This is a genomic window from Agrobacterium sp. 22-226-1, from assembly GCF_053522345.1.
Genome location: NZ_JBNWCP010000023.1, coordinates 33,904 through 55,095 on the forward strand (window position 1 = coordinate 33,904; position 21,192 = coordinate 55,095).

At 58.8% G+C, this 21,192-nt stretch carries 17 protein-coding genes; 8 read left to right on the forward strand and 9 right to left on the reverse strand.

The annotated features are described in order from the left end of the window. The first annotated feature begins 6 nt into the window (after window positions 1-6). From ACQZ5K_RS25040 to amyA, 3 genes are all read left to right on the forward strand, one after another. Entirely contained in the window at window positions 7-1,623 is a 1,617-nt protein-coding gene (locus ACQZ5K_RS25040) for a 5-oxoprolinase subunit B/C family protein (protein WP_448741787.1), read from the forward strand. Further along, complete coding sequence (locus ACQZ5K_RS25045; protein WP_448741772.1) at window positions 1,620-3,353, forward strand: acetyl/propionyl/methylcrotonyl-CoA carboxylase subunit alpha; 1,734 nt, start codon at window positions 1,620-1,622, stop codon at window positions 3,351-3,353. The genes ACQZ5K_RS25040 and ACQZ5K_RS25045 overlap by 4 nt, the downstream gene beginning before the upstream one ends. Window positions 3,354-3,464: 111 nt before the next feature. Beyond that, window positions 3,465-4,952 (forward strand): alpha-amylase, encoded by a 1,488-nt coding sequence (amyA, locus tag ACQZ5K_RS25050; protein ID WP_448741773.1) that lies wholly within the window; start codon window positions 3,465-3,467, stop codon window positions 4,950-4,952. A gap of 30 nt (window positions 4,953-4,982) precedes the next feature. Here the strand turns inward: amyA and soxR are convergent, their stop codons facing one another. Next, on the reverse strand, window positions 4,983-5,438 hold the full coding sequence (soxR, locus tag ACQZ5K_RS25055; RefSeq protein WP_003519761.1) for a redox-sensitive transcriptional activator SoxR: 456 nt from the start codon (window positions 5,436-5,438) through the stop codon (window positions 4,983-4,985). A gap of 160 nt (window positions 5,439-5,598) precedes the next feature. Continuing rightward, window positions 5,599-7,707: a TonB-dependent receptor domain-containing protein gene (locus ACQZ5K_RS25060; RefSeq protein WP_448741774.1), complete on the reverse strand. Its 2,109-nt coding sequence runs from the start codon at window positions 7,705-7,707 to the stop codon at window positions 5,599-5,601. Between the two features lie 147 nt (window positions 7,708-7,854). Here ACQZ5K_RS25060 and ACQZ5K_RS25065 point away from each other — a divergent pair, with 147 nt between their 5' ends. Further along, window positions 7,855-9,324, forward strand: a complete 1,470-nt coding sequence (locus ACQZ5K_RS25065) for a glycosyl transferase family protein (protein WP_448741775.1) — start codon at window positions 7,855-7,857, stop codon at window positions 9,322-9,324. A 6-nt stretch (window positions 9,325-9,330) separates the two neighbouring features. On the opposite strand, the gene ACQZ5K_RS25070 is transcribed toward ACQZ5K_RS25065, so the two are convergent. From ACQZ5K_RS25070 to repA, 6 genes are all read right to left on the reverse strand, one after another. After that, window positions 9,331-10,530 (reverse strand): low temperature requirement protein A, encoded by a 1,200-nt coding sequence (locus tag ACQZ5K_RS25070; protein WP_448741776.1) that lies wholly within the window; start codon window positions 10,528-10,530, stop codon window positions 9,331-9,333. Window positions 10,531-10,576: 46 nt separating this feature from the next. Beyond that, window positions 10,577-10,861 (reverse strand): hypothetical protein, encoded by a 285-nt coding sequence (locus ACQZ5K_RS25075; RefSeq protein ID WP_448741777.1) that lies wholly within the window; start codon window positions 10,859-10,861, stop codon window positions 10,577-10,579. Window positions 10,862-10,929: 68 nt separating this feature from the next. After that, window positions 10,930-11,142 (reverse strand): hypothetical protein, encoded by a 213-nt coding sequence (locus tag ACQZ5K_RS25080; RefSeq protein WP_262531878.1) that lies wholly within the window; start codon window positions 11,140-11,142, stop codon window positions 10,930-10,932. A 459-nt stretch (window positions 11,143-11,601) separates the two neighbouring features. Further along, the gene (repC, locus tag ACQZ5K_RS25085) at window positions 11,602-12,879 is read right to left on the reverse strand and encodes a plasmid replication protein RepC (protein WP_448741778.1); all 1,278 of its coding nucleotides are present in this window, start codon (window positions 12,877-12,879) and stop codon (window positions 11,602-11,604) included. Between the two features lie 185 nt (window positions 12,880-13,064). After that, window positions 13,065-14,078: a plasmid partitioning protein RepB gene (gene repB, locus ACQZ5K_RS25090; RefSeq protein WP_448741779.1), complete on the reverse strand. Its 1,014-nt coding sequence runs from the start codon at window positions 14,076-14,078 to the stop codon at window positions 13,065-13,067. Further along, window positions 14,075-15,289: a plasmid partitioning protein RepA gene (gene repA / locus ACQZ5K_RS25095; protein ID WP_026363408.1), complete on the reverse strand. Its 1,215-nt coding sequence runs from the start codon at window positions 15,287-15,289 to the stop codon at window positions 14,075-14,077. Before repA ends, repB begins: the two co-directional genes overlap by 4 nt. 432 nt (window positions 15,290-15,721) lie before the next feature. Between repA and ACQZ5K_RS25100 the strand changes: the two genes are divergently transcribed. The 4 genes from ACQZ5K_RS25100 to ACQZ5K_RS25115 all read left to right on the forward strand — a co-directional run bounded on the left by ACQZ5K_RS25100 (window position 15,722) and on the right by ACQZ5K_RS25115 (window position 20,551). Beyond that, entirely contained in the window at window positions 15,722-17,107 is a 1,386-nt protein-coding gene (locus tag ACQZ5K_RS25100) for an FAD/NAD(P)-binding protein (protein ID WP_448741780.1), read from the forward strand. Window positions 17,108-17,485: 378 nt separating this feature from the next. Then, window positions 17,486-17,881 (forward strand): RidA family protein, encoded by a 396-nt coding sequence (locus ACQZ5K_RS25105; protein ID WP_059758295.1) that lies wholly within the window; start codon window positions 17,486-17,488, stop codon window positions 17,879-17,881. 31 nt (window positions 17,882-17,912) lie between these two features. Continuing rightward, a complete protein-coding gene (locus ACQZ5K_RS25110; protein WP_448741788.1) occupies window positions 17,913-19,001 on the forward strand; it encodes a D-TA family PLP-dependent enzyme in 1,089 nt (362 codons plus the stop codon). A gap of 71 nt (window positions 19,002-19,072) precedes the next feature. Then, a complete protein-coding gene (locus tag ACQZ5K_RS25115) occupies window positions 19,073-20,551 on the forward strand; it encodes a M81 family metallopeptidase (protein ID WP_137005173.1) in 1,479 nt (492 codons plus the stop codon). A 58-nt stretch (window positions 20,552-20,609) separates the two neighbouring features. On the opposite strand, the gene ACQZ5K_RS25120 is transcribed toward ACQZ5K_RS25115, so the two are convergent. Next, a complete protein-coding gene (locus ACQZ5K_RS25120) occupies window positions 20,610-21,179 on the reverse strand; it encodes a HutD/Ves family protein (protein WP_448741781.1) in 570 nt (189 codons plus the stop codon). Between the last annotated feature and the right edge of the window lie 13 nt (window positions 21,180-21,192).

Here is a 21,192-nt window from a genome sequence, read left to right on the forward strand (position 1 = left end):
GACATGATGCGTTTTCTCCCCGTCAGCCTCACCACCATTCTTGTCGAACTCGCCGATCTCGATGAAACGCTGGCGCTTTTCGCCTCACTTCAGAACGATCCGGTCGAAGGTATCGAAGAGACGGTGCCGGCTGCCCGCACCCTGATGATCCGCTTTCGCCCTGAGAAGATCGGTGCCGAAGCGCTGGCCGCGCGACTGGCAAGCCGCGATCTCTCGGCAAAAATCGCGCCTTCGGACAATCTCGTGGAAATCCCCGTCCACTATAATGGTGAGGACCTTGCCGATGTTGCCGAACTGACCGGCATGAGCATCGAAGAGGTCATCCGCCGCCACACCGAAAGCGAATTCACCGTGGCCTTTTGCGGTTTCGCCCCCGGCTTCGGTTATCTGGTCGGCGGCGATCCGGCGCTGCATGTACCGCGTCGACAAAGCCCGCGCACCCGCATTCCGGCAGGTTCGGTGGCGCTGGCCGGCGCCTTCAGCGGCGTCTACCCGCAAAACAGCCCCGGCGGCTGGCAGATCATCGGCACCACGCCGGTGAAGATGTGGGATATAGACCGCGATCCCGGCGCGCTTTTCCAGCCGGGTTACCGCGTGCGTTTCTTCGACATGGACAAGGCCGGCAAAACAGTTGACATCCCCGTCTCGGCACCGCGCAGCGCCGGGAAAGACCGGGCAAAAGCGGGCCCGCATTTCGAGGTGCTCGCAGCACCCATGCCCGCCATCTTTCAGGATCTCGGCCGCTTCGGCCAGACCGGACAGGGCGTTTCGGCCTCCGGCGCACTGGATCGCGGCGCGTTCAATGCCGCAAACCGCATCGTTGGTAACACCGTCAACACGCCCTGTCTCGAACTGACGCTCGGCGGATTTTCCTTTAAAAGTACAAGCCGCGCCGTCATCGGCATTGCAGGCGCCCCCTGCCCCGTCACCATCACCACGGCAGATCGCAGCTTCGCAGCAAAGACCCATGGGCCGGTGTCGCTCGAACCCGGTGATGTGGTCACTTTCGGCCAGCCGCCAAAGGGCATGCGCTGTTATCTTGCGGTGCGCGGCGGCTTCAACGTCGAGCCGGTGCTCGGCAGTTTCGCAACGGATACACTGGCTGTCGTCGGCCCAGAGCCGGTGGGTGCAGGCGCCATCCTTTCCCTCAAGGGCGAAAAGACCGGCCTTTCCAGCGTATCGATCGACGAGGTTCAGGCCTTCGAAGCGCCGGCAACCGGCGAAGTTGTCACGCTGGACGTCGTTCTCGGCCCCCGCACCGACTGGTTCACGCAAAAGGGCATCGAGACGCTGACCGGCCAGCTCTGGCAAGTCACCCCGCAATCGAACCGCGTCGGCATCCGCCTTGCCGGCGACGTGCCGGTGGAGCGCAAGGACAGCGCCGAATTGCCGAGCGAAGGCACCGCGACAGGGGCGATCCAGATTCCCCATAGCGGCCAGCCGGTTCTCTTCCTTGCCGACCATCCGCTGACCGGCGGTTATCCGGTCATCGGTGCTGTCGCCGAATATCATCTCGATCTTGCGGGACAAATCCCCGTCAACGCCAAAATCAAATTCCGCCCGATCGGCCCCTTCGCCGAAATCGCGGCCAAGAACACAGAATTCGGAGGAGAAGAGCGATGAAAAAAGTGCTGATTGCCAATCGCGGCGAGATCGCGGTCCGCATCATCCGCGCATGTCGCGATTACGGCCTGCAATCGGTCGCCGTTTATGCCGATCCCGATCAGGATGCGCTGTTCGTCCGGCTTGCGGATGAAGCCTATGCGCTGGAGGGCGTGCGTCCGGCCGAGACCTATCTCGACATCGCCAAGCTGATCGCGATTGCCAAACGCGCTGGTGCGGATGCCGTGCATCCCGGGTACGGTTTCCTGTCCGAGCGCGCCGAATTTGCGCGTGCCGTTCTCGATGCCGGCCTCATCTGGATCGGCCCCGATCCGCAGGTCATCGAAGCCTTGGGCGACAAGGTAGAGGCGCGGCGCATTGCCACCGGCGTCGGCGCACCGCTGGTCGCCGGCAGTGACGGCCCCGTCGCTTCCGCCGCCGAAGTCACCGCCTTTGCGGAACAACACGGCCTGCCCGTCGCCATCAAGGCGGCCCATGGCGGTGGCGGACGTGGCCTGAAGGTGGCGTGGAAGATGGAAGAGATCGCCGATCTCTACGAATCCGCCGTGCGCGAGGCAACGGCCGCCTTCGGCCGCGGCGAATGTTTCCTTGAGCGTTTCCTTGACCGGCCGCGCCATATCGAAGCGCAGGTTCTGGCCGACAAGCATGGCAATGTGCTCGTCCTCGGCACCCGCGACTGCTCGCTGCAGCGCCGGAACCAGAAGCTGATCGAGGAGGCTCCCGCCCCGTTCCTCTCCGACGAACAGCGACAGAAAATCCATGCGGCCGCCAAGGCTATCTGCGCCGCTGCCGGTTATTCCGGCGCCGGCACCGTCGAATTCCTGCTCGGCGTCGATGGCACGATTTCTTTCCTCGAGGTCAATACGCGCCTGCAGGTGGAACATCCCGTTACCGAAGAAACCACCGGTATCGATCTCGTTATCGAGCAGTTCCGTATTGCCGAAGGCCATAAGCTGCGGGCTCTCGAAACGCCGGAACCGCGTGGCCATTCGATGGAATTCCGCATCAATGCCGAAGATCCCGGCCGAGGCTTCCTGCCGACCCCCGGCTCGATCTCGCTTTTCGACGCACCCTCCGGTCCCGGCATTCGCGTGGACAGCGGCGTCGTCAGCGGCTCCAGCGTGCCGGGCGTATTCGACTCGCTGATGGCGAAGCTGATCGTCACGGGTGCCGACCGCGATCAGGTCCTGCGCCGCGCCCGCCGCGCGCTGAAGGAGTTCCGCATCGAAGGCATCGCCACGGTGCTGCCTTTCCATCGGGCGGCAATCGAAACCGAAGATTTCATCGGTACGGACGGTTTCAAGGTTCACACCCGCTGGATCGAGACCGATTTCGCCGCCATGCCGGATGCCATGGAACGCCCGGCACCGGCCGAAGACCCTTCCGTCACCCGTACTTTCCTGGAAATCGACGGCAAGCGTGTATCGGTCGGTCTGCCCAGCCTGCTGCTCTTCAGCCTCGGTGCGGTTAGCGGCGGCAGCACGGCTGTTCCCGGCACCGCCACGCCCAAGGAAAAGGAAGGCGAAATCACCGCCCCGGTCTCCGGCACGCTTCAATCCTTCAAGGTGAAAGACGGGGACACGGTTTCGCAAGGCGATCTTCTGGCCGTTATGGAGGCCATGAAGATGGAGACGCAAATTGTCGCCACCAAGGCCGGCAAAGTTCGCCTGATCGTCAAGGAAGGCGACTATCTGCAGGCGGGCGCTGCCCTCCTCGACATAGCCGGCTAATATACGAACGGCCAGCCGGCCTCACAATCGCAGATCGCGTATGGCCGGCGGCGGAACCCTTTCGCCGCCGGGCCGTTTATGGCGCGACCTGTTAACGACTGTGAGGGAAATATGGCCGGACGCACCTTGCTTCAATTCTTCCATTGGTATTATCCGGACGGAGGGAAATTGTGGAGCGAGGTGGCCGAAAAGGCGACAAGCCTTGCCAAAATGGGCATCACCGACGTCTGGCTGCCACCGGCCTATAAGGGTGCTGCCGGCGGTTATTCGGTCGGTTACGACACCTACGATCTCTTCGACCTTGGTGAATTCGACCAGAAGGGCACCGTCGCCACCAAATATGGCGATCGCGGCGCCCTCGAACATGCGGGCCGTACGCTGAAGGAAAATGGCATCCGCGTCATTCATGACGTGGTTCTCAACCACAAGATGGGTGCGGATGAAAAGGAGAAGGTGCGGGTTCGCCGTGTCAATCCCGAAGACCGTACCGAGATCGACGATGAAGACTTTCAGGCGCTGGCCTTTACCCGCTTCACCTTTCCCGGCCGCAACGGCAAACACTCCAAATTCATCTGGGATTTGAAGTGCTTCAGCGGCGTCGACCACATCGAGGAGCCGACCGAAGACGGCATTTTCCGCCTCGTCAATGAGTATGGCGATGGGGAATGGAATGAGGAAGTCGATCAGGAAAACGGCAATTTCGACTACCTGATGGGTGCCGATGTCGAATTCAGGAACCGGGCGGTCTACGAAGAGCTCAAATATTGGGGCCGCTGGCTCTCCGAGCAGGTGCAGGTGGATGGCTTCCGCCTGGATGCTGCCAAACATATTCCGGCCTGGTTCTTCCGCGACTGGGTCGGCCATATGCGCGAAACGGTCGATCCCGATCTTTTCGTCGTGGCGGAATATTGGCACCCCGATCTCGAGGCGCTGAAAAGCTATCTCGAACTCGTCGACAAGCAGCTGATGCTTTTCGATGTCGCCCTTCACCACAGCTTCCATGACGCCTCGAAACAGGGCGGCGATTTCGATATGCGCAGCATCTTCGATGGTTCGCTTGTCTCCGCCGTTCCCGACCATGCCGTCACGCTGGTCGACAATCACGACACGCAGCCGCTGCAATCGCTGGAAGCGCCGGTGGAACTATGGTTCAAACCTCTTGCCTATGCGATCATCCTGCTGCGCGAAGAGGGTGTGCCCTGCGTCTTTTATGCCGATCTGTTCGGCACGAGCTATACCGACACCGGCAATGACGGCAACGAATATAAAATCGATATGCCCGCCCTTGAATGCCTGCCGAAACTCATCGAGGCCCGCAGCCGTTTCGCCAACGGAGCCCAGACGGATATTCTCGACGATGCAAGCTGCATCGCCTTTATTCGCCACGGCACCGCCGATGCGCCGGGCTGCGTGGTGGTGATGTCGAATGGCGAGCCGGCGGAAAAGCAGATTGATCTCGGTCCAGATCACGCCGGGGCGGTCTGGCGCGACTTTCTCGGGCACCGTGAAGAACGGATTACCCTCGATGAGAGCGGCAAGGGCGTCTTTCCCACCAATGGCGGCAGCGTCAGCGTCTGGGTTGCCGCCGATTCCGAGTGAGAAACAAGCGTTCCGGTTCGGAAATCCTGTTCATTCCGCAGAAACGAGGCGGCGCGGACCTGCGCCGTCATCGGCCAGAACATCGTTCGGATTGCGCAACGGACAATCATCCAGCGAAAGACACCCGCAACCGATACAGCCGGTAAGCTGATCGCGCAGCATAATGAGGCTATTGATGCGAAGCTGCAGCATTTCCCGCCAGGATTGGGAAAACCTGCGCCAATCGGCCGTCGTCGCCACCCGATCCTGCGGCAGATCGGCCATCGCATCCCTGATGATGCTGAGCTGTATACCCGCCCGCTGCGCAATGCGGATGATGGCGATACGCCGCAGAACGGCGCGATGATAACGACGCTGGTTACCGGCGGTTCGCCAACCTTCAATCAACCCCTTCGCCTCGTAAAAATGGATGGTGGACACGGCGATGCCGCTGCGGCGGGCAACCTCCCCAACCGTCAGGCTGTGCTTGAATACGGTATTTTCCATTCTGGCTCCTGCTTCCGTAACGATTTCCGCTCGGAAAACGCGGAAACATAGTGAAGAGCAGCCGGTATAATTCCTCAACCATAGTTGAGGTCAATAGGCGATGGCCCAAAAAAAGAGGCGCCCAAAGGCGCCTCCAAATTTCGTGAATGTTGACCGCGGATCAGAATTTCGCTGTCATGCTGATCCAGAAACGGCGGCCTTCCATGACGGTGTTGAAATCGTCGGTGCCGACATCCTTGTCGAAGACATTGTAGATGGCGGCATTCAGATCGACATTTTCGGCGACCGCATATTTCGCGCCGATATCGAGGGTCGTGTAGGCGTCATATTTACGCCCCGCCTTGCCGTTGATCGTTACCGGCGTGCCGTTGGTGCCGATGCGCGGGCCGGCATTGATTTCCGATCCGTGGTAATTCAGCGAGGCCCAGGCTTCCAGACCGTCGATTGGGGTTACCCAGTCGCCGCGCAGATTGGCCATATGTTCCGGCGTGCGCGCCAGCGGGAAGCCTTCATAGTCGCCGGTTTTCTGTTCGGAATGCGTATAGGTATAGTTGCCGCGCAGCGTCAGGTCCGACGTCGCATACCATGTCGCCGTCAGTTCCACACCCTGAATGACCGCATCGTCGATGTTGTAATTGTACCAGAGACGATAGTTGCGGTCTTCGCTCCAGCGGGCCGGCGTTCCATCCGGATTGAGCACCAGCGCGTTGGAAATCTTGTCCTTGAAATCGGTGTAGAAATAGGTGGCGCCGAGAGCGACGTCGCCATTGTCCCAAAGCGCGGCCACTTCATAGCTCGTGCTCTTTTCCGCTTCGAGGTTGGGATCGCCGATAATCACGCCGCAGGTGCCGCTCGGGCCATAGGTGCAACCGCCACCACCCGTCGTATAGGCATAACCCGGTGCGATCTGGCGGATTTCCGGGGCGCGGAAACCTGTAGAGATGCCGCCCTTGATCGTCAGTTCCTCGGTCGCGCTCCAGACGCCGTAAAGACGCGGGCTGAAATGATCGCCGTACTTCTCGTGATTATCGAGACGAAGACCGCCCGTCAGCGCGAAATTATCGACAATGCGCCATTCGTCCTCAAGGAAGAGCGCCCATTGCGTCGCCGAGAATGTCTCGTCGCGGCCAGTACGGCGTCCCGGGTTCTGGTCCGTCAGCCGCGCTTCGAAATATTGTCCGCCCGTGACCAGCGTGTGGTTGCCGAACAATTCGAACGGCGTGGTGAACTTGCCATCGAGAACGGTGTTGCGCACTTCCGGCGAGCGCGGGTTTTCTGTCACGCGGCCGGTGCGGATATTTCTGGTGAAGTTGGTACGCTCCGCCCATTCCTGCTGGAACGAGAATTCGGACGTGGTCGGCCCCCAGCGTCCGGTATGCGACAATGACCAATGGTCACGCGTATTGGTATTGTAGGTGCCGTTGGCGTCGGTCGCCGCCAGCGTGTCGCCGGGCTCGGCGCTGCGGCGCAGCCGCGTCTTGCCGCCTTCGAGATAGATGTCGTGATCTTCGTTGGGTGTAAACGTCAGACGACCGTTGAAATCATATTCCTTGGCGCCCGTGGTGCCGCTAAGAATACGGTCTTCGCCGCGTGTGAAACCCCTGCCCCAGAGCTGCAGACCCAGCTGGTCCTTCAGGATCGGTCCGTTGGCGTACCAGGAGATCTGGCCGCTATTGCCGAATTTGGAATGCTGCTGAACCGTGCCTTCGGTGGTGACGGAACCTGACCAGACATCGCCGACCTTGCGGGTGATGATGTTGATGACACCGCCCATGGCATCCGAACCATAAAGCGAGGACATCGGCCCCCGCACCACTTCGATACGCTCGATCGCCGAAACCGGCGGCACGAAACTCTGTTCGAAACCGGAATTGCCATTGGTGCGGGCATCACGCGTGCTCTGCCGCTTGCCGTCAACCAGAACCAGCGTGTAAGCGCCGGGCAGACCGCGAATGAAAATATCCTTTTCATTGGCAATGCCGGTGACGGATACGCCCTGAACTTCCCGCAGGGCATCGGTCAGATCGCGATAGGATCCCTTTTCCAGATCTTCCCGCGTCACAACCGTAATGCTGGCCGGAGCGTCCTTCACATTCTGCTCGAAACCGGATGCGGTGACGACGATCTGCTGAAGAACCGTGTTCCCCTCAGACGCCTGCTGCGCAAAAACGGGCAGAGCAATGCCAAGCGCCGTTCCCGCCATTGCTGCCGAAAGACCGGCCTTTATTATCGTCGCCGCCATATCTCGACCGCGGTACTTCAATTCCATGTTACGCCCCCGCATTTAACTTGAGAATTTAACCCCACTTATTTAGGAGGGAGTGCGGGCGCAACGCGTTTGTTTTCGAACAGTTCTAAATTCCAGAAATTGCAAAAAGGGCTCCCCGGACAAGCGGTGGAGTAAAAAAATCGCAAGATGACAACCGGCAAGAGAAAAGATGAACCAGCCTCCACGACAAGGCCCGACAGGCTTGGGCAGCTGAAACTACTTGTCGCTTTCGATGCGTTGTTGCGGGAAGGCAGCGTCAGCCGCGCTGCGGCGGGCATGGGACTGCCGACATCTTCGATGAGCCGGATATTGCAGCAGCTGCGCGAAAGATACGGCGACCAGCTTTTTCTGCGCACCGGTCAGGGCCTGCGTCCCACCCCCTTTGCCGAAAACATGCGGCTGCGCATTCGTTCGCTGGCGGCGGAGGCCGAGAACCTTATCGACTATTCGCAGGAAAAACCCGCCGCCCCGGCCAACGCCAGTGCAAGCGGCTGGGAGCGGCCCGTGCTGATGAAGGCGCCGCCGCTTTCGCTTCGCCCCAGCGTTCTTCTGGAAGGTCAGCCGACACCGGAAAACATCGCCGACCGTCTCGCGCGCATCGGCCACAATGCTGATCCGCAGCAGAGGCTTGCCAAATATATCGCAACCTCGGCGATGGGCATCGGCAACAGCCGCCCGCTCAGCCAGGTGGAAGCGATGGATGCGCTCTCGATCATTCTCGACGGAGATGCCGACCCGATACAGATAGGCGCGCTGCTTGCCACCATGAATTATCGCGGCGTGACCGCGGCGGAGCTTGCCGGTTTCATCGAAGCCATGTGGCGACATATAGAGAGGGGCCAGCAAGCTCCAGCATCGGCGGATCTCGACTGGCCCGCTTATATGTCGCCGAAACATCGCGATGCGCCGTGGTTCCTTCATTCCGCGCGTCTTGTCGCCATGGCGGGATACAGCGTCCTGCTGCACGGGCATGTGGGACAGGGAGAAAACGGCGGCAAGCTTGAACTTGCAGCACAGGCCTGCGGCATCCCCCTTTGCCACTCGCTTTCGCAGGCGGCGAAAGCCACGGCCTCGGAACGCATCGCTTACCTGCCGATCGGCGGTCTGTCCCTGCAGTTTCAAAGCCTGCTCGGCCTGTACGGCATTCTGGAGATGCGCCTGCCGCTCAATACGGTCGTGCATCTTCTCAATCCGCTTCGCGCCAGAAGCACGATCATCGGCGTCGCCCGCCCGTCCTATCAGGAACTTCATCGGGACACGGCGCGACTGCTTTCGGTGGAAAACCTCGCCATTCTCGGCAATACGCGGGATTTCGCGCAATTCACGCCGTTTCGCAGCACCCGGATTTTCGGTCTTTCGAAGGGAAAGGATGTGGAATTCATCGTTCCCGCACGCGAAACGCCGCCCGCCGAAATGCCTACCATGTTCACAACCTTCGAATATTGGCGGGCGGTCTGGACGGGTGCCGCAAGGGACGAAAGGGCAGAAACCATTATCATCTCGACGGCAGCCATCGCGCTGATGCTGGTCAACGATATGGCTCTGCCCTTCGAGGAAGCCTATGCCCGCAGCCTTCGGCTCTGGAACGACAGGGCGCGCAATCTCGTCAACGCCTGATCAGGGTCAGGCATTGGCGACCGCCCTTTTCAGTGCCAGATATTCCCAAAGGGCGACAAGCAGAAGAATTCCCGTGCTAGCCAGTTGCAGCACGAAAAGCGGAATACCCGGCACCGGCAAAAGCAGGCAGAGCGCCGCCACACCGGCAAAATGCGACACCGGTCGCTGATAGGCGACGGCGATCTTGACGCCGATATTGCCCGCCAGAAACAGGACCGGACCGCCGAGAATGGCGAGCGCCTCCCGCATCGTTGCGCCATCCCGCGCATGGGAGAGGCTGAAATCCTCACCCACCGCCGTCAGGATGATGCCGGCTACGATGGGCAAATGCCCGTAGTTAAAAAGATTATGGGCGATCTTCGCCTTTTCTTCGGCATTCTCGGCTTTTCTCGAAGCCTCCTCCTGCCCGTGATGGAAATAAATCCACCACATCGCCACGGTACTGACGAAAGCGGAGCAGAAGACGATGAATGTCAGGCCCGAATTCATATATTCGGTGGCCGTGCGTCCCGTGGTCAGGATCGTTTCGCCAAGGCAGATGATGACGAAAAGCGCGCATCGCTCCGCCAGATGCTCGCCGGAAAGATGCAGCCTGTCCTCGTCGCTCGAGGCCACACCCGGCACGACATAACGGCAGGCGGGGCCGGCATATTCAATTGCAAGTGCGATGCCCCACAGGAGAATGCGATCCGCCAGATCGACGAGCCCACCGGCCAGCCAGAACAGGCTCGATACCACGAGCCAGATCGTCACGCGCACGAAGACCAGAAAAGACTGCCGGTCTTCACCCCTGAACGCATAGAGGGCGAACAGGCTTCGACCGACCTGCATCACGCTGTAGATCAGGGCGAAGACAAGGCCCTGTTCCGCAAAAGCCTCCGGCAGCGCGATGGCCAGCAGAACGCCGCCGAACATCAGCACGAACAGCAGGATCCTGACTGGCTCCCTTTCCGTGTTCAGCAGGTTTGTGATCCAGGTGGTGTGTATCCATAGCCACCAGAGCGACAATATCAGGATGCCAGCCTCAAGCGCGGCCGTCGGCCCAAAATCCTTGGCCAGAGCGTGGGAGAGCTGGATCAGCGCGAAAACAAAGACCAGATCGAAGAACAGTTCGGGGAAGCTGGCCTTGCCGGCGTCCTGGCCCTCCTGCCTTATCCAGCTTTCCGCATCCGCTTTGCGTCCTTGAAGCTCACCCCCGGTTCTCATTCCACCTCCGCCGCAAGATTTCGACCGGTCTTCTCACCACGCCCCCTCACCGTTGCGACAAAGCCTCTTCGCTCCCCGATGCAACCGGGTTCGAGCTTCGGCCGGGAAACTCCAGCGCCCGCGCACTGTCGGGATAAAAGCGCGGCCCAACCAGACGGACTTTCTTCCCGGACACGTCGGTAATGTAGTTCGGGGTCGCAGCCTTTGGCAAAAGTGGAATGCTGTCGGCGCTGGAAACCGCAAGCGTGCTGACCTCAAGAGGCTGGGCAATTGCCGGCAGGCTCGTCATCGCGGCGAGTGCGGCTGAGATAAAAAATGATCTGGGAAACATGGGACGCATATCCTGGCACAATTATCTGCGCCATAAACAGCCCTCGCCCGCTTTGGTTCCGCTGCTCGTCAGCTATCCGCATCAAGGTAGGAGCTATATTGAACATAGTCCGCGCTCGGTTGCCCATCGACGATCTCCGGCGGCCGACCTTCGCCACCGGGCAGATGGCCAGTATTTTCGAGCTCCGCTCTCAGGAGCTTTTCGATCGCCCTTTCCCGGGGCAAAGCGTTGTCCGCCATGTAGAGGGCGACGGCCAGTTCCATGTCATCCGGAAAATTCATCAGCTCAGCCATCCGTTCAAGCAATCAAGCGCAAACGCAGGACCTTGCAGAAAGTTCAACCTCGCTGTTTTGGCGCGAGGCTTTGTCTGTCGACCGTGCATTTACTTCCGATGGGCCATATTCCGGTTTTGCGGCACCCGGGCATGCGCTTCTATTCAGTATCGCACGCCTGTTTTGCCAGGTGCTCCGCGCGTACAGATTACGCATTTCCGCTCTTCTCGTCGCAATTTCGACGAAAAATACCCTCGACTCAAGCGATTGAAACCAATCATGGAAAAACGCAAACGAAAGCTAAACCGAACTTAGTTTTCATTACCTTGCATTAACCATAGAAATCCACCGGCTGCACTGTTGCTGCAGCAGCCTCATGCGAATCTCTTTCTACTTGCGGAAACGGCGTTAATGTAACTTCCGTCTGCTTTTTCCGCAAGCGATGACCATTTCCACGGCCGTGTGAACTCACGAAAGCATGCTCGCCTCCATGGCGTCCTTACGCCCTCGCAATTGCGCCAGAAGCATTGTCTGCACATCAAAGCCGCCTTCCTGCGCCTTACGAGTCAGATTACGCAGATATCCGCCGAGCGAGCTTATCTGGTCTGCTTTCTGCAAAAGGCATGCGAGAATGGCTGCCGTTCCCTGCCGGCCGAATGTGACAAGCGCATCCTGATACGCCGACTGGCTGATGTTGAACATGGTTTTGATGACGGATGTTGCCACTTCGAGATCGCGCCATCCGGTAACCGCTCCGCTTGGGGCATAGAGCGAGATATCCGGGCAAGCCTTCAAAACCAAAACAATATCAGGAACAAAAAATTGCTTATGAGGAACAGGCTTTGCTGATTGCGGCGAAGCTTTTGCACTGACGGGTGCCACATATGCCCGCTGGGTGCATGCCGTGCTGGCAGGTGCAACAGTTGCCGGTTCGCGCAAATCTTGCCGTTCAGATATGGATTCGGATTCTGAATTCTTTATGAGGCGCTCATTTTGGCAGTCATTGCCGCCCGTTTTTTCCGATTTTTCAATATTTTCCAGATAGTTGGTAACTTCCGCGCGCAAAGAGGCCAAAAATCCGGCGATTTCCCGAAGTTCCGCAGGCTTGGAATTGCGGCCGAGAGAGCCGGCAATGGCGTTGTAGCGGGTCTGAAACCCTTCGAAGGTCTCGACTTCACCGCTCGCGGCAATCATCTCGCAGAGTTTCTGAATATCGCGGCGGCAAAGGCTGATGTTTTCACGAAGCCGCTGAAGATCGAGCCGCTCGCTGACAATGCGTTCGGCCAGTTCCTCGATTTCCGCTTTGCGGGCAAGAAGCGGCGCCAGCGAAAAACCATAAGCCTCGCTGATTTCCCCTCCCCTGTGCTTGCGGGCGTATCGTTTTCCGTTCGGGCTGTCTTTGCGAATGATGAGACCGGCCTCGACAAGAGCCGAAAGGTGCCGGCGCAATGTCTGCTCGGCCATGCCATGGGCCCTGAGCGACAATTGCGTGTTCGACGGGAAGACGACCAATCCGGCTTCGCTGGAAAGCTCGTTTTTCGGATAAAAACTCAAAAGCGCGTTCAGGACCGCAAGTGAACGATCAGTCACGCCGAGCAGGGGCCTGGCTTCGCAGACCGAACGATAGAGTTTCCATTTATCGACCGCTTCGATTTTCTTGTTTTTCTGTGCGGCAAACTGGGTCGCGAGGACGCCAAACGACATCGCTCGCCGCCCAAAGGGCGTCGTTACACATGTGCTGTCCATGTCTTTCACCTTTCACAAGGCAAAAGAAAATCGCTCACCGAAAAATTCGATGCCAAGACTCTTGACTATGATTCGCGGAAATGAGATTCTTCGGGTGCTTAAATCAAAGAAAGGCTTCCGCGCGGCAACGTTCGGGGGCTTTTTTCTTTTGTGATGCGTCTCCTGTTAGTCGTTCGAGTTAAAAATCACTGCTTGGACCGGTATTCGGCAAACAGCGTCTGAAGATGTTCGAGAACGAACTCGGCAAATTCCGGGGCTTCGTTCTTGTCGATGGAGATATCCAGCTTGCGGTCGCTCTCGACCACTTTCGCCAGCCGGCCGCCGGTTTGCGATGACCAGACGCCGGTTTTTTTCGCCTGCGCCTTGGGCTTCAGGAAATCCAGGAGCGACTTGAAACGTTCTTCCGATGGCAGGGCGGCAACCGATGCATCCTTGACATAGGCGCGGGCTGCTTCCTTGACCTGCGAGGAGGAAAGCTGATCGGCAAGATCCATCCAGTTACGACGGCCGACAGTCGGGGCCGGGCCAATCAGATCGACCAGATCCTCGGGAATGCGGCCGACAACCGAAAGCATGTTGGAAAGATCGCCCTTGTGCAGCGACATGGCGGCCATGATCGTATCCCGAGGAAACCGCATCTGCAGTTTCTGGGCAAAACGTGCCTTTTCGATATAGGTGAGGTCGCGACGTTCGTTGTTTTCCTGTCCCTGGGCGACCACCAGCTGCTCGTCGCTGAGATCACGAACGACCGCCTTGACCGGAATACCGAGGCTGGAAACGGCGCGCAGGCGACGATGGCCGAAGGCGACCTGATAACGACCAGGGAATTCGGGGTGCGGGCGCACAAGAATGGGAACCTGCTGGCCCTGTTCACGAATGGCCTCTACCAGACCTGCATCCGCCTCTTCAGAGGCTGGCATGCGATCCGGTATGAAAGAGGGGTCGATATCGGCAGGGCTGAGCGAAACGATCGTAAGACCCTCCGCGAGCTGCCTTTCGATCTCTTCTGCCCGCTTGGCGCGTTCCGATACTTCATTGAGCGACTGGCCGATCATGCCAACCGGGGAATTCAGAACATCCGTCACGAGTTCCGGAGAACCGAGGATGGGCCGGATACGCGGACGCGACCGCTCGGTGGCAGTCTCGTTGCTGTCGGCGCCCGGCGTGCCGAGATTGGCGAAGATCTGTTTTCTGCTCATGCTGCCCTACCCCACGCTTTTTTAATCAGTCCTTCGATTTCAGCGTTTACGTTGTTCATGGCTTCCAGCGCACGGTCATAGGTGGACCGGGTGAACTGGGTTCTTTCCACTTCGAAAAGTGTCTGGTTGGTCAGTCCGGCATCCGATACGGCCGTGCTCTTCAGCATCGGGTGGATGAGGACGTTTTCACCGAAAATCGAGCGCAGGAAGGCGACCATCTGGTTCTGCGGCCCATCGCTCGGTTCAAAGCGGGTGATCAGGTAACGCATCCAGTTATAGTCGGACCGCGCTCCCGCCCTGCCGATTTCGGCGAGAAGATCGCCGGTCATGGCAAGGAACTGGTTCATCGACATCACATCAAGCATTTGCGGATGAACGGTGACGAGAACCGATGTGGCGGCCGTCAGCGCCGAAAGCGTCAGGTAACCAAGCTGCGGCGGGCAATCGATGACCACGACGTCATAGAAGTTCTGCGCCTGGGCTATCGCCTGGCCGATGCGGGCAAAAAACAACGTATCGCCTGGCGCGCGACGCATCAGCGCGCGGGGCGTGTCGTGTTCGAATTCCATAAGCTCCAGATTGCCCGGGACGATATGGAGATTGGGAATATAGGTGCCACGAACGATCTCGGCGATCGGCCGGCGTTCGTCGTCGTAACGGATCGCGCCATAAAGCGTTTCATTCGGACCGACATCGATCTCCGGCTGATGACCGAAGAGAGCGGACAGACTGGCCTGCGGATCGAGATCGATGGCAAGCACCCGGTAACCGCGCAGCGCGAGATATTGTGCCAGATGCGCCGATGTCGTGGTTTTTCCAGAACCGCCCTTGAAGTTCATGACCGCGATGACCTGCAACTCTTCGCCGTCACGGCGATGCGGCAGATAACGGCGTGTGCCACGCGCGCCCTGATCGAGGAATTTTCTGATCTCGTCCATATCCTCCACGGAATAGGAACGACGACCGGAAGCCTGCGCCGCGTCGAGCTCCGGACGCTCGGCGGCGATCTGGCGAAGATAGGCTTCGCCGATGCCGATCAACCGTGCGGTTTCCGCCGGTGAAAAATGGCGCATGCTCTTTTCGGTGTGCGGTGAAAATGTATTTGCATTATGAGCCTGCAATTGGGCTGACAACGCAGCCGAATGCTGTTGTATAAGACTCGTCAGGTCGGGTGCTCCTGCGGCACGTCTTAAATCGGCACTCTGTGTCATCGGTCTTCTTTCGCTCGAAATTGCAGTAGCGGTTTTTTTCGAAAAAGGCGGTTTTTTCCGCAACTGAGATATAAGCGCCGATTCTCTTTTTGGCGCAATAGGCTTTTTTCTCAGGTTGGAAAGTGCCGCTAAAGCATTGTGGAAGAATCACATTTGCTTTTTGTGACGGTTTGACGGTTAGCCGCGGCTAACTTCTCGTTGTCGATCATAATGAAGGGCGTTGTCGCGTCTTTTGGTGCGCCGAATATCCGCGCTGTGCGGGGTTAGCCGCGGCTAACTTTGGGTTTGACCTTCTATGGCTCCGATAATCCCGGCGCCAGAAAGTGAAGGGTAGACATTCGCATCTGTTTAATCTCTACTCGTTGACTAGAGTATCGTTGGGTTCGACACCCGTCGTCTGGCTGTTCAAGCTGTCGCAGGTTGGAGGAATGAATGTCCTATGATGTCGCTCTCGTCGGGTCGGGTTTTTCGGCCATCTGTACCTCCGCCCATCTTCTGTCGTCCCTGCCGGCGGAAGCCTCTATCGCTATCGTCGGCGATGAGTCGGATCTCGGGCGCGGCACCGCTTATCGCACGGAACTCCCCTATCATCGTCTGAATGTGCCGGCCGGGCGAATGAGTGTCTTCCCTGACAAGCCGGATGACTTTGTCGACTGGTTGGCGGAAAACGGGATCGCGGACAATCCCCTGCTGTTCGCCTCGCGCGGTGACTATGGTCTTTATCTTCGCGACAGACTGGCTGGCCTGCTTAGAAGCAGGGAGCAACGAGCCCGGGTGGACTTCGTTCGGGCCAAGGCTTCGGCCTGTCGACCGGATGCCACAGGCGGATTTTCTTTTACGCTGGAAAATGGTGAGCCGCTGCGCGCGCAGAATGTCGTTCTGTGTCTGGGCGTCGGCGCTGCGAGTTTGCCGGTGCAAACTCTCGCAAAGGAAGAAGAGGGCCCGCAACGTATCATCGGCCACTGCTGGCAGCCGGGATGGTTGTCCAAAATCAAAGCCGGGGATCGCATCTGTATTCTGGGTTCGGGCCTGACGATGATCGATCAGGTTTTGACTCTGAGGGGAAAAGGACATCTGGGGCCGATCCATGTTCTCTCCCGTCGTGGCCTGGTGCCGCATCCGCATGTCAGCCCGCCGTCACCGCCCGTGGGGCCGAATCTACCTGAAGGCTCGACGGAGATCAGCTGGTTGCTGCACTCTCTGCGCAAGCAGGTGCGCAATGGCGCGCCGTGGCGCGCCGTCATGGATGGCTTGCGGCCGCAAACTCAATCGCTTTGGCAACGTCTCACACCTCCCCAGCGGAGCCGGTTCCTTCGGCATGCCTTGCCCTGGTGGAACATCCACCGGCACCGTATCGCACCCGAAGTGTCTGGCGCTTTCGGGACGTTGCTTTCAGATGGTGTTCTTGAAATTCATGCGGGTTACCTTCGCTCCATAGAAGAAGGAGAGGAGGGGATCGCCGTGCGTTACCGACGCAGGCATACGCAGATATTGAAGGAGCTCCAGGTCGATTGGGTCATCAATTGCACGGGAATGGAGCGGGCCGGCATCGGCCATTCGCGGCTTCTTGAAACGATGCGCGGCGATGGCGTTATTTTGCTCGATCCTTTCGGGCTCGGGGTGGAAGTCGATGGTCAGTCCCGTTTATTGCGGACGGACGGACGAAGCTGGCCCGGTCTTTTCGCCGCCGGTGCGCTGACGGCGGGTCGCTTCTGGGAAATTACCGCCGTTCCGGATATTCGCGTGCAGGCGCAGAAGATTGCGCAGGAGATCACGGATAGAGTTATGGCGAACGATCGGCTTTCCGCACGGGGGTGAGCTGGTTGAAGGACCGGCGGATGCGAGACACATCTTTGTTTCCATCGTTTTTAGTACCTCTTCTCCGAGGTTAGCCGCGGCAAACTTGTTCTCTGAATAATGTGCTGGAAACTCCACGGATGCCGAATTTGGCGGGTGTAACGCAGCGCGAATGCCCACAGGGGCCGCATTATAGGCATGCAGTTCCCCATGAATCACACCATATATCGACCCTGAGCCATATATTTCGCAATAATCATGGGCGGCAAGCACGGCAGCCGATTTCGCGCGTAATGTGCGCGATTGCTAAATAATTTACATTGCTTATGGATATGCGTCATAAAATCGGCTACAAATCGCGAAAATTTCTGAAATTATGAAAATAATTTGCGAGGATTTATGCAAAAGCCGAAACTGATACGATATGAGGCGGCGGACAATCAGGCTGGCGGACAGCGGCGGCCATTTGCCAAGGCCGTCCGGGCCGGCGATTTCGTGTATGTTTCCGGGCAGGTGCCGACCGTCGATGGTGAGGTGGTGACCGGCGGGATCGTGGCGCAGACCGAGCAGGTGGTTGCGAATATCAAGGATGTTCTGGCGCTTGCCGATTGTACGCTTGCGGATGTGGTCAAGGTCAATGTCTGGCTGGACGATGCCCGGGATTTTTCGAGCTTCAACGCCGTCTTCCAGAAATATTTCATCGATCATCCGCCAGCACGCTCCACCGTGCAATCGCCGCTGATGGTTGATGCCAAGGTGGAAATGGACGTTATCGCCTATAAGCCGCTGGCCTGAGGCCCAAGTTTTCGATGTTTGAGAGTAGATGATGACCTATCCCTGGCCTGATGCGGGCACACCCCTCAATGCGATTTCGACGCCGATGCCTGTCATCGACGAGGACAGGCTGGCTGCCAATATCCTCAGGGCGCAATCCTATCTAAATGACCACGGCAAGGCCTTTCGGCCGCATATCAAGACGCACAAGATACCCGCCGTCGCCAAACAGCAGATTCAGGCCGGCGCCATCGGCATTAATTGCCAGAAAGTCAGTGAGGCGGAGGTTTTTGCGGACGCCGGTTTCGACGACATTCTGATCACCTACAATATTCTCGGTGCAGCAAAGCTGTCGCGGCTGAAGGCGTTGAATGCGCGCATCGGCCGGCTGAGCGTGGTTGCCGATAGTGCGGTCACGATTGCAGGCCTTGCCGATACATTCGACGCGGCAAGGCCGCTTGCCGTACTGGTCGAATGCGACACGGGCGGCAAGCGCTGCGGTGTGCAGACGCCGGAAGCGGCACTGGCGCTTGCGGAAAAGATCGCTGCGGCACCGGGCCTCACATTCAAGGGTATTTTGACTTATCCGGCACCGGGCGGAGCCGCGACGGTGGAGAACTTCCTTCGCGAGACCATGGCATTGCTGGCGGCAAAGGGCATGGATTGCCCGGTGCGGTCCAGCGGCGGTTCTCCGGATTTTTATGCCGCCCATCTCGTTCCTTCCGCCACCGAACATCGGGCCGGCACCTATGTCTATAATGATCGCGCCATGCTGCGCGCCGGACATTGCACGGCGGGCGATCTCGCCATGCATGTTCTTGCCACCGTCGTATCGCGACCGACAACCGATCGGGCCGTGCTGGATTGCGGCTCCAAGGCCTTGACCTCGGATCTCTTGGGTTTCAGCGATTACGGGCTGCTCGAGAGCTATGAAGATGCGAAAATCATCTCGCTTTCGGAAGAACATGCGGTTGTCGATCTATCGGGCTGTGCCTCGGGCCGGCCTGAAATCGGCGACGTGGTCAAGATCGTTCCGAACCACACCTGCGTCGTCAGCAATCTTTTCGACAGGATGGTTTTTCATCGAAACGGCGTTGTAACGCGGGTTGAGCAGGTCGCGGCACGCGGCACGGTCTGGTAAAATTACCCGGCTAATTAAATTCTGAAATAAAGCTGCCGAAGGGCAGATTGCGGTAACGAGAATCTAGAGACATGCGCATCTTCACGGCGTCACTCGCCACCGAAACCAACACGTTTTCACCAGTCCCGACGGATATGGACGCCTTTCGCGCGGCTTTTTATGCCGGGCCGGGGGAGCATCCCGAAACGCCGACGCTCTGCTCGTCGCCAGTGCCGATCTTGCGCCGTCGTGGTAAGGCGGAAGGGTTCACGGTAATAGAGGGAACTTCCTGCTGGGCGGAACCGGCGGGCCTTATCCAGCGCCAGACCTATGAAACGCTGCGGGATACGATACTCGCCGAACTCGGTGCGGCCCTGCCGGTCGATGCCGTGGTGCTCGGTCTGCACGGCGCCATGGTGGCGCAGGGTTATGACGATCCGGAAGGGGATTTCCTGTCACGCATCCGCGCATTGGTCGGACCGGATGTGCTGGTTGCGGCGGAATTCGATCCGCACAGCCATCTGACGCCGCTTCGGGTCAAAAATCTCGATATCATGGCGACGTTTCTGGAATTTCCGCATACGGATTTCGAAGAGCGCGGAGAGCATGTGGTGGAAATGGCGCTGCGCACGCTTCGGGGGGAGATCAAGCCGGTCATCTCCACTTTCGATTGCCGCATGATCACCATTTATCCCACCAGCCGCGAGCCGATGCGCTCTTACGTCGACCGGCTGAAGGCCATGGAAGGCCAGGATGGCGTCCTGTCGATTTCCGTCATTCACGGTTTCATGGCGGGCGATGTGCCGGATATGGGAACGCGCATTGTTGTCGTGACCGATAATGACAGGGCAAAGGGCGATGCGCTGGCTGAAAAGCTCGGCCATGAGCTTTATGCCATGCGCAAACTGACCGCCATGCCGATGCTCGATACGGAATCCGGTCTCGATCAGGTTCTTGCCATTCGCCGCAACAATCCGGATAGGCCGGTCGTCGTCTCCGATATCTGGGACAATCCGGGCGGCGGTGTCGCCGGTGACGCCACCCATATTCTGCGGCGCATGGTAGAGCGCGGCATGGACAATATCGCCGTCGCGACGATCTGGGACCCGATTGCGGTGTCTTTCTGTCACGCGGCGGGCGAGGGCGCCGAGATCGATCTGCGCATCGGCGGCAAATCCAGCCCGGAAGGCGGCGAGCCGCTCGATTTCCGCATAAAGGTGATGCGCGCGGCCGAGGCCGGTTGGCAGAGTTTCCGCAACAGCCGCGTCACGCTCGGTCGTACCGCCGTCGTTCGGCCGCTCGGTACGCAGATCGATATCATCCTCATCACCAGCCGCACGCAAACTTATGAGCCGGATATCTTTTCCAATCTCGGCGTGGATTTCGCGAAAAAAGACGTGCTGCTGGTCAAGTCCACCAACCATTTTCATGCGGGGTTTGCGCCGGTCGCCTCCGAGATCGTTTATATCGCGGCCCCGACATCTTATCCGACCGATCCGGCAAAAACGCCCTATCGCAAGGCGAGCCTTGAGCTTTGGCCACGGGTGGCCGATCCGCTGGGGCTGGACTGAGGCGGCAGCGGTTTGAGCGTTATCTGGACGGAATTTGTGAAGCCTTTTCCGGAAGGCTTCAGAGACGCTCGAGCGTGATCAGGAAAAAGGCGCTTTCGCTTCGATCCCCTTCGACGGTGAACGGTAAACCGCCTTCGATCAGCAGACCATCCAGCTTCCCCAATCGGTCCTTGCCTTCACCGTTTAAAATCGTCAGCGGGTCGAGCGCCAGAACAAGCGTCGTGTTTCCGGCGGCTTTTCCCGAAAATGGGCCTGAATGCCTTTTAACGACATGACGAAAGCGCGAACGGCGAGTCATGACGTTCAGATCGGTGATCGCGCCATCGGGTAGGGTCGCATTCACGGGAACATCGGCCGGAAAGGACAGGGGTGGGCTTTCCATTGTCAGCAACAGCGGATCGCCGGCCGCAATTGCCAGCGCCATGCCGTTTCCCTCAAGAATGGAGAGGGTGCGGTCTATGCCGGGGAAGATCGAAAACGGCCCGTCGCTCGCCACCGTCGCCATGCTGATGCGCCAGTCGAAATTCTCGACGGAAGACGCGGGTGGAAAGATGGCGATTTCCACCGTTTCGCCGCCGCCGTTTTTCCAGGGCATTCGCTTGTAGTCGCTTGCGCGCAGCAGGGTCATGGTTTTCCACTTT